This is a genomic window from Bacillus marasmi (genome assembly GCF_902168435.1).
Taxonomy (GTDB): domain Bacteria; phylum Bacillota; class Bacilli; order Bacillales; family Cytobacillaceae; genus Bacillus_BU; species Bacillus_BU marasmi.
In genome coordinates this window covers 1-15,900 of sequence record NZ_LR656168.1, presented here as the reverse complement: position 1 = coordinate 15,900, position 15,900 = coordinate 1, and the positions used below count along the sequence as shown (strand labels likewise).

Below are 15,900 nucleotides of genomic sequence, written 5' to 3'. Positions count from 1 at the left end.
CTGGGGGACTGTCCCCCAGCGCGTTAATGCGTTAGTGTGGCAGAAATGCCAGTTGGAAGAAGAATAGTATTGCGAATAAGTAAAGTAGTGGGTGGACTTCACGCCACTTACCTTTGACGATTTTCAGGAGCGGATAGCTAATAAATCCAAGTGCAATTCCTGTCGCAATGCTTGAAGTAAGCGGCATGCTTAAGATAATTAAAAAGGCAGGAAACGCTTCATCAAGCTCGTCCCAACGAATCTTTGAAATGCTACCCATCATCAAACTGCCGACAATAATCAATGCTGGAGAAGTGATGGCTGATAATCCAGACACGGCGCTGACAAGTGGACCAAAGAATGCCGATAATAAAAATAGTATCGCAACAGTTACCGAGGTCAGTCCTGTTCGTCCCCCTGCAGCTACGCCAGAAGATGATTCAATAAATGCAGTCGTTGGGCTTGTTCCAAACATTGCCCCAACAGCAGTGGCAATTGAATCAGATAGGAGCGCTTCACGAGCTCGTGGCAGATTATTTCCTTTCATTAAATTGGCTTGATTCGCAACCCCAATCATAGTTCCAGTTGTATCGAAAATAGTGACGAGGATAAATGAAAAAACAACTGCATACAAGCTGTGACTAATCACATCAGAAAAAGCTGTAATGGGATTTCCAATAATCATCCCATCAGGAAGTGATGGAAAAGACAAAAATCCCTGGTCAAACGATAACTGGTTCGTGAAAAAGGCAATAATTCCTGTGATAATCATCCCGAAAAATAAAGCCCCGTTAAAGCCAGCCACCATTAGGACTAACGTAATGGCCAGACCAACGAGTGTAAGTATCGTATTTGGGGCATGAAGATCGCCTAAAGCAACAAGATTAGTGGGATGAGCAGTAATGATTCCAGTTAGTCTTAGCCCGATAAATGCAATAAATAAGCCTATTCCAGCAGTAATCCCATGTTTTAAATTTTCCGGAATCGCCTCAATTAGCTTTTCGCGAAACGGTGTAAGTGACAAAATCACGAAAAGAATCCCTGCTACAAACACAGCTGCAAAGGCCGTTTCATATGTAATTCCTTGCTGACCACCGACAACTGAATAGGAGAAATAGGCGTTCAATCCCATTCCGGGTGCTATGGCAATGGGGTAATTTGCAAATAGTCCCATCCATAAAGTCCCTATTACAGCCGCGATAATTGTTGCTGTGAAAACTTGTTCGAAGGGTACTCCTGCGTCAGCGAGAATGACCGGATTGACCACGACAATATAGACCATTGTAAAAAAGGTAGTTATCCCAGCAATTAGTTCCGTTTTTGCATCCGTCTTATGATCTTTCAGTTTAAACATTGAAATCCTCCATAAAATATCAATAAAAAATTTTAGTGCAATAATAATAGTATTCGTTTTATTATTAGTTTTCAAGCATGTTAAGGAAAAGAGAAAAGTATATTTAAGAAATTAACTACTTTTCAAAATACCCCCGTTGGTATATAATGAAGTCAGAATCAAATAATTTTTTTCTAAACATGAGAGGAATGAATGGTATGCAAATTACTGATCAAGCACGTGATCAATTAGTTAAGCTGTTAAAAGATAAGCATGCCGTTGGAATTCGTTTGTATTTCGGCGGATATGGCTGAGGTGGACCGCAAATAGGAGTGTCTCTGGAAGAGCCTCAACCACAGGATGTTGTTCGGAAAATTAACGAAATTCAAGTGGCATTTGCAGCAAATATTGAAGAATATGCTCGTGACCTAGTGTTCGAGTATTTTCCAGAAAGTGATGGGTTTGCTTTACTGGGTGGAAGTAGCTGCTAAGCACTATCTCGATAATAAAAAACTGGCTCTCAATATTTGATTGAGCCAGTTTTTTTGTACCCTATTTAATTGTTTCAGTAGGTCTGGCTTGGGAGGTTGAGTCCTTGAAGTTAGTAGATAACCAATCAGCGATTTTTTCAAGCGCATCTGGATGAAATGGTTGGTTAATTGTGTTTAGGACGTGTTTTTGATAATTCAAAATGTCTTTTGGTCCAATCTGCTCTTTTAATGTGTGCTCCATATTTTTGATGATGTGATACTCGTTTTCGCCTTGGACAAGTCCGGCTAACTCAGCTAAAACATCATTGTCAACGAGCGGATCCTTATCTCCTTGTATCGCAAATACTGGACAAGTTATTTTATTTAACGCTGCGCGAGCGTCAAAAGCAGAATGCTCCCTAAAGTATTTTGCAGGTTGTTTGAAAAATAGTTGGATTTTCACAACATCCTTGTCTGTATTCAACATTTTTTTCATAAGATTTTCAGTTTGTTTCTCGCCTTTTTGATCAATTTTCAATTTACGGTTGAGCCAGCCTTGGAAACCCGATTTTGCGAGAAGTTCCCTATAAGCTAATTGGCGCTGTTTTTTTAAAGCTTCTATTAAGTTATCAACACCACCGGCTAAAAGCATTAAGCCAGCTGGATCCATTGTTTCTGCTAGTGCTGTAGCGTGAATCGTTCCTTCGCTATGTCCGCATAAAATAATTTTCTCGTGATCAACATTTGTTTGCTGTTTTAGGAAAGTCATAGCTTGTTTGGCATCGGCAATCAAATCAGATAATCCTGTTGTGAGCACATCACCAGCGCGCTTTCCAGTTCCGATTTTATCGTAGCGCAGCGTCACAAAACCAAGCTTCGTAAAATAATGAGCTAAATTTTTATATAAATTAGTTTGGATTTTCCCTTTGCGGTCGTTTCCATTACGGTCTAGTGGGCCTGATCCAGGTAAAATAAGGATTGCAGGGGATTTTCCTTCAGTTTGTGGAATGGCTAACGTACCATATATGGGGTTCACACCATTAATCGTAATTTCTTTTTCAAACATCACTAAGCACCTCCAAGTGTTTATTCAGGGATAATAATTGTGGCGAAATTTCTCGCCTTACGCTCCGGGGTAGGCTCGTATTGTAGAGCATCTTGTAACAACGTGCCCATTTTTACAACAAGATTCTGGAATTCATCGTCTGATAAATAAAGCTTGGCGACCCGATAGCTAACACCGTCTTGCAATAAATCAATCTCCTTCTTGTTCAAGTAAGCTTCATATTGTCCAAGCAATTGTGTGGTAAAGGTTAAAAAGAGCTCAAGATGTTCTTCTTTTGAAAGGCTTAGAAAGTCTTCTTGTGAATTTACCGACGGCTCCTTTAAGGCATATACCTTTTCAATCGTTCCGCGGATTTGGTTTTCTTGAACAACCTGTATGATTTCAGCTTCTAAAAGTGTATTAAGTTGACGGTATAAAGTTGCCTGTGGGATTTCTTTGTTTCTTTCGGCAATTGCATGGACGGTTAATTGCTTACCGTTTAGTAGAGATTGAATTATTTTCATTCGGACAGGGTGTAAAATCAGCTTTGTTTTTGAATGAGGTTTCATGACCATTTTCTCCTAATACAGTATATTATTATCATTATCAATAATGATAATAATTAAGTAAAAAAATATTCCTTTGATGCTTTTATTATTATTATCACTTTTGATAATAATATACATATTGGATTTAGTCAACAATAATGAAGAAAAATAATAAAGATGCCTACTGGAAAGGGGCTTAGTAGTATGGATATTACAGATGAAGCAAGGGACTTAATTAAACAAATGTTGAAGGAGCAAAATGCTGAGGGGATTCGAGTATTTTTTGCTGGGTTTAGTTGAAGTAGACCGAATATTGATTTGGCTCTGGATGAGCCAAGAGCACAGGACACTGTATCAACTGTTAATGGCATTCAAGTGGCGATTGACCCAATTATTAAACCACATGCAGATCGAACAACACTCGCATACAATCCTGAAGTAAACGGCCTAATCCTAAAAGGCCCTGATTACGGAGAAAGCGGCAATACATGCAGCTACTAACACACTTTAAAGCGGTGGGGGACAGTCCCCCACCGCTTTAAAGTGTGAAAAGTGTGTGTCAATTTATGGGAGAAAGGTGTCATATTTTGCCTGAGGTGAAGGGGTTTGAATGGTAATTAGAGAATTCAGAAGTATTGAAACTTTTCAGACTTATAACCGTATATATTCTTAATAAGTAAAATATGTCGGGAATGATGCTATGTAAACAGACGCACAAATTGGTAAAGGGGAGATGAGTTATGGAGTTATTCGGGACACCGCTGGAAGCCATCTATTTATATGCCTTAATCATATCTGGAGCCGTAACCATAATATATTTATTTTTTGGCGATGTGCTCAGTGGACTTTTGGATGGAATTATCAACCCTACGTTAATCTTTTCGTTCGTTACAATTTTTTCAGCAGGTGGCTATTTATGTGAATTGTTCACGTCTTTTCACAGCGGTTTAATCGCGGCTTTTAATGCTGCCGTCGCACTTATTTTAGTAACTTTATTAAATGTGTTTGTCTTGATTCCGATTTCCAAGGCAGAGGAATCTCTAGTTTATCGGGAAAGTGATTTGCGGGGCCGCATTGGAATGGTCATTACGACTGTACCTGAAGATGGCTATGGAGAAGTTCTCATCGAAAGTGTTAGTGGACGTGTATCCAAGCCGGCGATTAGCTTTAAGAAAAAAGAAATACCAAATGGAAAAAAAGTATTAATCATCGATGTGGTAAATGGTGTGCTTCAAGTTGAGAACTATGAAGAAACAGATAACTTTTTCTAGGAGGTCATGTAAATGGAATTTAATATCATCTGGGTTGTCGTCGGAGTTGTTGTTTTTCTTTTAGTCGCATTAATAGGTGTTTTTATTACGAAATACAAAACTGCAGGACCTGATGAAGCTCTAATTGTAACGGGAAGTTTTCTTGGCAGTAAAAATGTGCACATGGATGAAGCGAATAATAAAATAAAAATTATTCGCGGTGGTGGGGCGTTTATTTTCCCAGTATTCCAACAGTCTAGACCATTAAGTTTACTATCTAGCAAGCTTGAGGTGACCACTCCAGAGGTGTACACGTTATCTATATATTATTGAACATAAAAAATATGTACATAACTATATTGTATATAACTATCTTAAACCTTATAAGAACAAGGTTTTTTTTTATTTTGTTTAAATATATGCAAAAAAAAAATTATGAACTAAATAGTTATATAAAAATATATCTAATCCTTGAATGGTCTTTTAAAAATAATTGGACATAATTACTTGGGTATATTATGATTAAGGCAATAAATGGAGAAATAGTTGTTTTAGTAAGAGGGGGACATAGCCCACAGCGGGAGGCGTTTCCGCAGAACAAAGTTCGAGGACCTTAAAAACAAGGAATATTAGCTTATAACAGTAGTTAGACAAAACTTAATACTTAATACTTAATAATAAAGTTATAAACTATAAAAAGGAGGGCAGACCTTGGTAGAAAAAAAAATAATAAATATAAATCCATATAGCGATCTTCGATTTGAAGTTAGAAATACTAAGATTGAAAAGGATAGAGGGAGAAATGGAAAACAAATAGATGAATATGCAACTATTGTATTAGTGAATAAGAGAAATAAACGAGAAGTGCCTCATCCCTTTACATCGTTTATTTATGATAAGTGGAGATTTAATAGGTATAATAGCCAACTCGCCCGAGCAAAACATATAACAGCATTCTTAAACCATACCTTGATAGACTTTTTTCCATTGTTTAAATTAAAAAGTATAACTGATCTTAATGTTGTTCATGGTGTACATTTCTTGGAATATAAGCATGATCAAGGTTGTTCACTATCAACAATAAATGCATATGATTCAACAATAATGTATTTTTACGAATTTTTAGCTAGAAGAGGACTTTTGACAAATATTAAAATTGAAGCCTTTATATGGACGATAAACTTTCGGACAAAGAAAAAAACCTTGGTATCTCTGTTCAAGCCCAAAATGCAATCTCTTCCTTCTGGAAAGTTTGATGATACTAAGGCTAGAACTTTAGAAGAGCATCATGTCATTCCATTTATTAAGACTGCAGTTACGGCTGCAAACGACATTGCATTGGGCGTATATCTGGCGATTTTTGGTGGATTAAGGGGTTCCGAGGTAATGTCTGTTAAACGAAGTGAAATAAAGAAATTAGGTGTATATGGAGAAAATGGTTTAATTGTTAAATTAAAAACTGATGCAAGAAGTGCAAAAGGTAGTGGAAACAGAGTCAAATCTCCAGGAGTTCAACCTATTGATGCTGTAAAAGATTTACTTAAGGAATTATATTTATCACATTTAGAAAAATATCCTGCACCATTAGATGATTCCGATAGCCTTTTTGTTAATTCTAGGGGTAGGGCAATGCAGTATCAAACCTTTAATCAAAAATTCAAAAAAGTTAAGGAAGCCTTTATAGAGAAATTAAAAGACTCAGATAACCCGGATGATAAATTGTATGCGTTAAACTATAAATCTCTTAAATGGAGTACCCATATCGGAAGAGGAACTTATTCTAATAATATTGCAGAAGAATGTAAGAACTTAGTTGAGATTATGAAAGCAAGAAGAGATAATTCTCCTGAGTCAGCGTTAGCTTATTTAGAGAATACGAAAAAGTCCATAAATCAAATGAATCAAGGGTTAGAAGAGTTGTTTGAAGGAGGGGATTAATTATTAGAAAGCTAAGTTTAAAAGAATACAAAGATAAGAAAGAGCAATTAATCTCTATGAATGATGCTGCTATTGAACTTAATATAAAGCGCGGCACACTTTATTCCTATCTGACAAAAAGACTCTGTGGATTTAATTTTTTTCTAGGTCCAAATTCAACAGATAAAAAAAAGTTATTTTATCTAACTAAGGATTCCATTAGACAATTTAATTCCTTACAAAATGAATTGGAAAATAATTATTGTACAACAAAGCAATTATCCGAATTATATTCATTTTCACAAGCTTTTTGGCAGAGAACTGTAAAAAAACAACAAGTACTAGGGGTTTTTTCAACAAGGTTTGATAAATCTCTTCGAATTCCAAATAAGTTTTCAAATGATTATGTTAATAAAAGAAGTGTTCCAAGGGGGTTTATCAGCACAAATGAGATAGTTAAAATTTTAGATGGAATAAATCCTAAGGTAGTAAACAATATTAGGAAAACAGGATTATTAGGTGAAACCTTTGTAGGATTAACACCTGATGGTGATAGTATCACAGCTAATCATATAGAAAAAGTTTTAGAATTGAAGAGAAAGATTGATGCTGAGGTAAAGTTTATAAGAGATAATGATTATCTCTCATCAAGAGAAATTAAGGATATTTTTCCTTATGATATACACATGGATACTGTAAGAAAATTAATATCAACAAAGACTTTTGATGATATCTATGTAAGAAAATACTCATATAAGAGAGAACCTGTCAATTATGTTAAACGCGAAAGTGTTATTAGGCACATTGAAGGGATAAATGAATATCGCTTTTCTACTGCTGAAACACCCATAGAAATATTTAATGAGGGGATTCAGAAAATAAAAATTCCAGAACACTTTGTAAAAACTGCGGATGTATATATTGATTATTGTCAAAATATCATCGTAAGAAGCGAAGCGAGTGTTAAAACTTTAGATACAAATGCAAGAAAATATGTGATTAGACTGCAAAAATATGTAGAGTTTTTTACAAAAGAGTTAACAGAATATACAGACCACGAACTAGAATGTGTTTTTATAAGTGAACATTTCAATCGAGCTGATAAAGAGATTTTGATTAATTTTTTAAATCATTTGTCCTTTGTTCAACAAACAAAATACCAACTAACATATTCAATGGATAGTGAGAGAGGAGCTCTGTTTGAAGATGAAAAAGATAAAGTTTATGAGTTTAGCCAATTTCTAGACTATTATTACTATGTCAAGTTATACGATAATCACATTGAAAAGGCTATTAATAGCCGTGATTACTCCATTACTTGGCTCTATGTTGCAATTCATCTAACAAACGCATGGCGACATGGGGATGTTATCCGCCTTCCTAAAATTCATCTCAAAGACTTAGGTATAACTAACTTAGAGTATTTTCGCTCAAATAAATTAACGGACGACCAGGCTGGGCAAATTTTAGCTCAAATTGAGAAACATCGGATGGTAAAGTTAATAGTATCTAAAACAAAGTTCCGGAGAAGTTTTTATGTAAATAAGAGTATGCGCATTCCAATGGCTACGGCTTATGCATTAGCTCAGCTTCATAGCGATATAGAAAATGACGAGATCTTAATAAATTTTAAGACAAAGTATAACATTCCTTATGACAAACCATTTAACTTATTTTTTCAGGAGAGAATGGACCTAGTTAATTTCTCGTCATTAAAAATGAATCGTTCCCTTGTTGAACACCTGTATTACAGTATCTATAAGAAAAAAGGATTCGCTTATACGGCTTATGAAAAGGCTAGGAAAATTAGAAATCATAAATTAGCACCGGATAAAGTCTTTTCTGAGATTACACAAATATATATTCGTCAAACAAATGAAGACGGCCCGATTGATGATATTGCTGTAGAGTTATTTGAGCGTGGTGAAATGGGGTATCTATATTCTCTAATACTTCAGGGAGTTGAAGACTTGGAAGGAAATGAAATTTCCTTACAAAATGAAACAGCATTGATTAGGGAGTTTAAAGAAAAATACCCTCCGATAATTTTAGAAGGTATGGCAAAATTTATACAAAGTAGACAAGTCCAAAAGGAAACTATAGCTGTTGAGCTGCTAAAACAGCCAAAAGAAAAGTTGAATGAAATTCTTAATAAAATATACCTAGGTGAAATACCGGCTAAACATGAAGATTATCATTGTTTAACATATCCGCAATGTAAATACACTGGTTCTCGGAGTTGTTCCACTTGCTTAACTGGGATTCCAAGAGCTAGTGTGATGCAATCGTTAAAAGATGAATTGGAAGAGAAAATCGATTCGTTGACAAGGGTAACTTCCTGGGGCAATCTCCTTCGAGATTTGAGTATTTTAAATGCATTATTAGACCGTTTAAAAGAGGTTACGGTTGAACTTGGTAAAGGGTATGTTAATGAGTTTATAGACCTACAGGAGCTAAATATCAAGATTTCAAATGCTATGGTTAGAGTGGAAAGTGTAAAACGTCTTAGAGGGGAGGAAAATAGTGAGTGTAAGTAGGAAGAAAACATTAACTGTAGATAAAAATGTTGAGTTCTATACTGTTGTTGAAAGTGAATATAAACCTAGTGTTGAGCAAGAAGCAATAGAACTATTTGAAAAATATAAAAATGATGGATGGATAGTGAATTGTGAGTATTCATCAGAAATATGGTATTTTAAATTAGAATTAGATAAACCAAATACAAGATTGATAAAGTTTGACATTGATATGTTTAAAGAGCACAAAGCAGCACTAAAAGCATTTGCAATGTTTGAAGGAACCCGAATTATTCCTAGTAATGTCCAGAGAAATGTGAACTATATCAAGGCAGCGATACTAGCCACAAATGGTTTTAATGAAAAATATCTAACATTCTTGGAAGATGAAGTGGCGGAATCGGACAAGCCATACGACATGGCACAAACAGTAATCCGATTTATTTCCTTTATCAATCACCCTTTATTAGATGAGATTGAGTCTTCTATGAGTATATTTAAACCAAGAAAAGTAGAATCCAGAAAGTTAATCGTATTTAGAGATCTATTGTTGTTTGGACATACAATTGATATATTTCAGCAAGAATGCTCAAGCAAAGAAAAATTAATTTATTATCCGATTATTTTATGGTGGAGAATAACAAACATTATACCACTCAGAACTAAAGAATTTATTGATATAACTAGGAATTGCTTGAAAAAGAAAAATAACAAGTTTTTTATTATCTTACCAAGAGAAAAGCAACAGCCAAAAAATAAACGGGAATTACCTATTGAAGATGAGATACCGATAAGCGAATCCATTTATAATCTTATTTATGATTATATCCAATTAACTGATGAGTATGGAGAATCTAAACAACTTCTTTCAACTCAAGCATATGTTAAAGCGATGGAGATTAAGAACAATCAATATAATGATTATTGGCATAGTAGTAGACTACGTACTCTGTTAGATAAATTTTACAATGATATAGTAGTACAGAAATATGGTAATAGACACGATATACAAAGATTAAAGCCTATGGATACGAGACATTATGCTTTTATGAATTTAAAATTACAAGGATTTAACGAATTGACGATTGCTAGAATGGGTGGACATAAAACAATTAAAGCTCAAATGTATTATACAAATCATATGGAGGAATTTGCTGATTCGTATGTTTATTGTTTAACTAAATTACGAAGGTTTAGAAAACACGATTCAAATCCAATTGACTATATAAATGAAAGCCACCCGTTGGTTATAAAAAGTAGACTTCAAGATTCAAAAAAACACAAACATAAATATAAGATGACACCCTATGGTATTTGTACTTATGACCTTGAAAGTAACGGCTGCCCTTTTGGAGGGGAATGTCGTCACTGTTGGGATTGGTTTTACCTATCAGAAGCAGAATTAAAAGATACTGAATGTTTAAAGTGGCTAGGAGACCATTCACGAACACTAGGTAAATTAATCAGAGAAAAAATTGCTTTTATGAAAGAGGCTTCTAAAGGAATGGAGTATGATTTCTCCAATCTTAAATGGTTTAACGTTGGAGATGAAGAACTTAGAACCCTCTCAAGAGATATTTCATCTCTAATGCTAAGTAAATCAGTTGTGGACAGTTTCTTGGAGGGTGAGTTCTATGAGTAAGAAGGGAAATAAAAAAGTTGGAGCACCATCTAAATTTAGTGATAAAAAATTAGAAGAGATTTTAATAGAATTTATGAAACAAAATCCTATAACAAAGTTAAATCCGTCTCAACTTGAGAAACAAACTGGTGTTGGTCGTCAAATTTGGCGGAGAAAAATGGGAGAAAAGATTGAAAAACTAAAGAATACTGTTCAAGCAGATTTTGGAGGAAGAGGTGGAAAGGAGTATATTCCCATTCCTAATCCATCTGAAATTGTTGATACCCATTGGAATAATAAGAAAGAAATGATAGCATCGTTCCAAATGTACGAAGAAACTATCCAAAAGTTCTATGAGGATGCTAAGGCATACCACGAAAAAAAGGAAGAAGTTGTAAAACTGAAAAAAAAGATATCAGAATTACAGGAAGAACTTAGAATAGCCTATAGTGATGTAGAGTTTTATAAACAACAATTAAAAGAGGTTTCTATTCTATCCAAAAGTCCAACACAGAGAGAACAGCATAAACTAAAAAATGTTTTGGACTTAAAGGAAAAAAGCAACGAAAAAAAAGCGCTATCAACAGACTTTGTAAATAACTTTCCAGAATTGTTTAGTGATTAAGGGAAGCATGTTCTGCTAATAACTGATAATTATATAAATTTTTCATGAATTTTATTTGGTTGCTATGAAAGTAACCTTAGATTTTTCCTTACACCCTTTAGTATTTGTAAGTTGTTTAGAGGATCAATCATTAATTCCAATTGAATAAATTGATTATGGTAAATATCGGAATGATTCAAAAGAGGTTGAAGTATTAAAGATGAACAAATATTAAGCCCAAGATCATTACTGTGATTTTGGGCTTATTCAGCTTCAATTCAAAACTGTTGGGTATGAATATTAGAAGAAATGAATAACGATAGAGGCATGTTGTGCTGAAATCTGCGTTCTCACACTGATTAAAGTCAATGAAATATACCATCCTTGACATATTTTTTGGAAAAAAAATATGATAGTTGTTATACAAAATTGATTAATTTTCTTAAGATCATTCATCCGCAATCGGCCAGATTGTGGAATAACCTTTCATGGGAATTGGATATTTATGTTAGAATATAGATGAGTTTGTAAAGGATTACACTTAAACCAACGGGGCAGATTTCTTTAATAAGGATAGAGTAATTACCTGAAATAATACATAAAAAAACAGACAGAATGATGCACCTCTAATTGGTTGTCTGCTTTTGCTTTTATTATTTTAAACCGCATCAATATTTCTGGCGTAAGTTCAGTAAGTAATTTTTAGGGTTAAGCTTTTGTTGAATATATGCTTTTGATTCAGCAACATCTACAGTTGTTTCGCTTTCCTCTATTAGCATTTGTTTCATATAATTTTATATAGAAATAGGAAAGTGGGGATACAATTTGACAATTGAAGGGTTTTTTAGAAGATTTTGGCTTATAGTATTATTAGTGATAATTTTTCTTCTGCAATTTTATTTAAGTAAATTTACTTTTTTTGAAGTGTCTATAAACAATTTTAATGTTCCTGCATTTATTTCAATTTGTATAGGTTCTCTAAGTTCACTGTTAGGGATAATAGTTTCAGTATTAATATTAGGTATTACGTTATCTGAGCAAACTTTTGGTAGCAGACTGAAATATGTTCTTTTAAACGAATCGGCCTTAATAAATTTCTTTATTGTATCCTTATTTTGCATATTTACATTTATATTTATAAACTTTATTTATAATGGAATAGTTACAAATTTAATTGTTAATTTAACAATATATGCAGTGATTTTATATGCATTAGCTATTTTGTCTATTTATCCGTTAATAAAAATCTTTTTATTAAAAGCCACATCAAAGAAACATATTGATAAACTATTATCAAACATTAATTTCCCAATAGGAGAGGAATATTTAAAAGAAAAACATACTGAAGAAAATACTTTTTATATATTAGAAGGAATCGGTTTGCATGCAATAAATTCAAATGACAGAAAAAGCCTGCATCATATTTTAAATGGCTTTATTGATTTCTTTTATAAAGAAATTGAAAAAAAGGATCATTTAGAGGCGAACTCTATTAGAGATATAATTAATATATTCATGAAAATACAGAGTAGATGGTTAAGTACGGTGAAGTCTGATAGTGAAGAATGGGTAGTTTTGTACTTTATGAAATTTTATAATAGTATTCGAGTAAAATCTACTGAAAAAAACTTCAGTCACATTAATTTTTTTGAATATGATTTTTTTATTGAAAGAAGTTTAAAAAGAGTGGACCCATTTTTAGAAACTCCGTCTTTAATCCATATTCAACATTTTTTATTTGAAATATATAAAGCTAATTTAAAGAAGTTTGTTCCAATTGAGGAATTGACAATGCTTAATAGTGAGTTTTATAAAAATAATAATGGAACAAATGACAGTTTTAGAAATGATCAACAATGGGGCTTTTTACAAGGAGATTTTAGAAGTAAGTTTGATAAGATAGCTAGAATCAATGGTTTTAAAGAGGCAGAAAGAATTTCACATTATGTACTATCGTACAATAGTATATTGTCTGAAATCTTAAGCAATGAAAATTTAACTAAAAAACAAAAGCTTGTCCTAACTCGCTCATGGACTATGAGTTTAAAAGAATATTTAATTGAAGCCATAAAAAATAACTCGGAGTATATACCTTATACGATTACTTATTTAAAATATCCGGAGAAACATGTTGAAAATACAGAATCAAACTATTGGTTAATAAGTATTATTTCAGAAGTATTGTTATATTTATTTAAAAACGGAAAGTTGAAAAAACATACTATAAATGATTTTGGGGGAATTGTTAGATTAAATTTAAGAAGATTAGAAATTGATTCTAATGCGAAAGCAGTAATAATGAAAATCTCTAACATATTATATGATATAGCAATGGAGATACAAAAATCCGAAGATAACATAAAGTTTCAAATGATGGAGAATTATATAGAAATCTATAAAGAAATCGAATCCTTTATTAAATTTTCTGAAAAAGAGGAATATAAAATTTCTGAAGAAACTATAGAAGAATGGAAAGGTATGTTAGGTAAACTGGTCAGTTATGATAAGTTTAAAGCTAGCTTAGAAGATGAAAATAATTTTTGGAATTTTATATAGGTAAAACGTGATGGATAAAAGTAATTCCTATCCAGACAAATCGTTACTCTGCTCTGATCCACTTAAATGGGAACGAGCCAATATATTAAAAAAAACCCACCAACACCCATTTGTTGGCACATATAGTATATGGGAACATAGTCTACACATAAAATACTTTAAAGTTTAGGGGTAAAGTGATTCTGATTCTTATTTTGAATAGTATCAAGTGATGTTCAACGAACGGGCGCTTTAGTTGAATGAGGTTCAGGCACTCTTAGATTAAGAAAACTCACCATCATTATGGCGAGCTTTCCTTTTTATATTATTGTGTATTTAAGCATTAATTAACTAAAAGGGCATAGATTTTCTTATTTTTCTTAAAATCCCTAATATATTTCCCGAAAAGTGTTTTATATTATCTGAATGTAATGCAATTAAATAAAGGACAGTGGATATTAATATCATTGAGCAAAAGGTTGAATCTAAAATAATATTGATGTCTATTTTTTTTCGTCCTATAAATTCTATTATCATTTTGTATGAAGTTACTACTATTAAGAGTATTGGAAAGAAAATGGTATATAAAAACCAAGTCCACCAAGAAAAAGCAGGATAATTATTTAGGTAGGCCTTACCTTCTCGGTAAAATAATTCTTCTCCAACGAGATTACATAGATTTTTTTCAACCTGATGAATATATTTATACTGTCTTTCAATTAAGCTTGAAGTTTGATAATACCTTACTACTAGGCTTAATAAAATAAACCAAAACATACTATTGATGAAAACAATATTCATCGATAGTTTTAATTTTAACTTCTCTTTAACAATTTGAGATACTGCATCAACTGAACTCTGAGGAACTGTCAATAAAAGGAACATTCCAGTCAATACCAGTAGAACTAACATAAACAATTTATCTCTTAATTTTAGATACTCCCTAATATATACAAATGATTCTTTGTAATGATCATAAAGAGCCTCTAATTTAGTATCTGAACTAACTTGTTCTGAATTCATATTTTTATAAGCTTACCTTTATAATTTTTTTAATGCAGCTAGGATTGAATCTTGAGTAAAACTCATTGCCCAAGATGCTCCTGCACCTAGTAATTCCTCAGGAGACTCATAGCTTTTATTAAGCTTAATGGCTAGTAGCTTATTATTATTTGCTTTACTTTTATTCACTTCAAAATTAATCCAGTTTTTAAAACCAATAAGCTTATAATCTTTATGTTGTTTATTAGCTTTTTTTCCAACAATAACAAAAGTATGAGTTGCATTATTTATTTTTCTTGTTAATCCCGCCTTGACGACTGAAATATTATTACTGTTTATTTCGCCAGATGAGTGATCACTAAATACAAATTCAAAATCCGGATTGGCATCCCACGCTTGCATTAAGAATTTGTAATGTTTATCATTTTCATAATCAAAACTAACAAAAACTTTCTTTTTTGCCATTCTAAAAACCGCCCTTATTTTGTATTTGTTTATTATGGTAAAGTTTCCTATTTCTAATTATACCACTCTTTCTAACCAGATTTTGGTTACTATAATGTGAACATTATAGTAATCAAGTACAACGATAATAATATTATTGATTAGGAATATACTATGAAAAAATGTTTTACAAATCGCTTTCAGTTATTATTCCTAGTTGTCCATTAGCATCTATATTCAATTGATATTAGTGTATTTAAATATAAGTCAAATCTAAGTAATCCATTAAAGTGCGCATTCCCATAATAGGAGAGCGTCTTCCCTTATGTTATGTTCGGTCTTTGTTTTTATATAAATCTCAAAAATTTAATAGAAATTTCGCTAAAATTAAAATAGATGAGTATTGCAGCTAGAATGAGCCAGCTATGCGGAGTTTTAAGCCACTGTTTGCGGACATCTTAGCCAGTAGGTGCGGGACAAAGATCCTCTAAGTGCCTTATTCAAGATAAGGGCCATTTAATGGAGGAACATCTTTAAAGAACGTATTATATTTAAGTGGGATTGTGAAGCATTGTACACAATTATCTGAGGTGGGTTAATAAAGTTGTAATTTTTTCAAATTTACCCTTTACCCTG

General features: G+C 32.8%; 13 protein-coding genes and 1 pseudogene. 9 read left to right on the top strand and 5 right to left on the bottom strand.

The genetic code is table 11. The features are described 5' to 3' along the window. Positions 1-31: 31 nt before the first annotated feature. Positions 32-1,333, bottom strand: a complete 1,302-nt coding sequence (locus FXW34_RS07645; protein WP_147533388.1) for an NCS2 family permease — start codon at positions 1,331-1,333, stop codon at positions 32-34. Between the two features lie 311 nt (positions 1,334-1,644). On the opposite strand from FXW34_RS07645, the gene FXW34_RS22860 reads away from it, so the two are divergent. Then, entirely contained in the window at positions 1,645-1,803 is a 159-nt protein-coding gene (locus tag FXW34_RS22860) for a hypothetical protein (RefSeq protein WP_187118877.1), read from the top strand. Between the two features lie 61 nt (positions 1,804-1,864). On the opposite strand, the gene FXW34_RS07640 is transcribed toward FXW34_RS22860, so the two are convergent. Beyond that, a complete protein-coding gene (locus FXW34_RS07640; RefSeq protein WP_147533387.1) occupies positions 1,865-2,848 on the bottom strand; it encodes an alpha/beta hydrolase in 984 nt (327 codons plus the stop codon). A gap of 20 nt (positions 2,849-2,868) precedes the next feature. After that, a complete protein-coding gene (locus tag FXW34_RS07635; RefSeq protein WP_147533386.1) occupies positions 2,869-3,396 on the bottom strand; it encodes a helix-turn-helix domain-containing protein in 528 nt (175 codons plus the stop codon). A 297-nt stretch (positions 3,397-3,693) separates the two neighbouring features. Here FXW34_RS07635 and FXW34_RS07630 point away from each other — a divergent pair, with 297 nt between their 5' ends. The 8 genes and pseudogenes from FXW34_RS07630 (at position 3,694) to FXW34_RS07595 (ending at position 13,839) form a co-directional block, all read left to right on the top strand. Further along, positions 3,694-3,876 carry a hypothetical protein gene (locus FXW34_RS07630; protein WP_147533385.1) on the top strand — a complete coding sequence of 61 codons (183 nt, stop codon included), beginning with the start codon at positions 3,694-3,696 and terminating at the stop codon, positions 3,874-3,876. 239 nt (positions 3,877-4,115) lie between these two features. Further along, positions 4,116-4,646 carry an NfeD family membrane protein gene (locus FXW34_RS07625; protein WP_147533384.1) on the top strand — a complete coding sequence of 177 codons (531 nt, stop codon included), beginning with the start codon at positions 4,116-4,118 and terminating at the stop codon, positions 4,644-4,646. 12 nt (positions 4,647-4,658) lie between these two features. Continuing rightward, positions 4,659-4,940: pseudogene (locus tag FXW34_RS07620) on the top strand (flotillin family protein); the annotation flags it as partial. A gap of 396 nt (positions 4,941-5,336) precedes the next feature. Further along, entirely contained in the window at positions 5,337-6,563 is a 1,227-nt protein-coding gene (locus FXW34_RS07615) for a hypothetical protein (protein WP_147533383.1), read from the top strand. Between the two features lie 56 nt (positions 6,564-6,619). Further along, positions 6,620-9,079, top strand: a complete 2,460-nt coding sequence (locus FXW34_RS07610) for a hypothetical protein (RefSeq protein ID WP_147533382.1) — start codon at positions 6,620-6,622, stop codon at positions 9,077-9,079. Further along, positions 9,066-10,700 carry a tyrosine-type recombinase/integrase gene (locus FXW34_RS07605; protein ID WP_147533381.1) on the top strand — a complete coding sequence of 545 codons (1,635 nt, stop codon included), beginning with the start codon at positions 9,066-9,068 and terminating at the stop codon, positions 10,698-10,700. Before FXW34_RS07610 ends, FXW34_RS07605 begins: the two co-directional genes overlap by 14 nt. Beyond that, the gene (locus FXW34_RS07600) at positions 10,693-11,304 is read left to right on the top strand and encodes a hypothetical protein (RefSeq protein ID WP_147533380.1); all 612 of its coding nucleotides are present in this window, start codon (positions 10,693-10,695) and stop codon (positions 11,302-11,304) included. The genes FXW34_RS07605 and FXW34_RS07600 overlap by 8 nt, the downstream gene beginning before the upstream one ends. An 804-nt stretch (positions 11,305-12,108) precedes the next feature. Continuing rightward, positions 12,109-13,839 carry a hypothetical protein gene (locus tag FXW34_RS07595; RefSeq protein WP_147533379.1) on the top strand — a complete coding sequence of 577 codons (1,731 nt, stop codon included), beginning with the start codon at positions 12,109-12,111 and terminating at the stop codon, positions 13,837-13,839. A gap of 330 nt (positions 13,840-14,169) precedes the next feature. On the opposite strand, the gene FXW34_RS07590 is transcribed toward FXW34_RS07595, so the two are convergent. Then, positions 14,170-14,841, bottom strand: a complete 672-nt coding sequence (locus FXW34_RS07590) for a hypothetical protein (RefSeq protein ID WP_147533378.1) — start codon at positions 14,839-14,841, stop codon at positions 14,170-14,172. An 18-nt stretch (positions 14,842-14,859) separates the two neighbouring features. Then, positions 14,860-15,285 carry a TIR domain-containing protein gene (locus FXW34_RS07585; protein WP_147533377.1) on the bottom strand — a complete coding sequence of 142 codons (426 nt, stop codon included), beginning with the start codon at positions 15,283-15,285 and terminating at the stop codon, positions 14,860-14,862. Positions 15,286-15,900 lie beyond the last annotated feature (615 nt).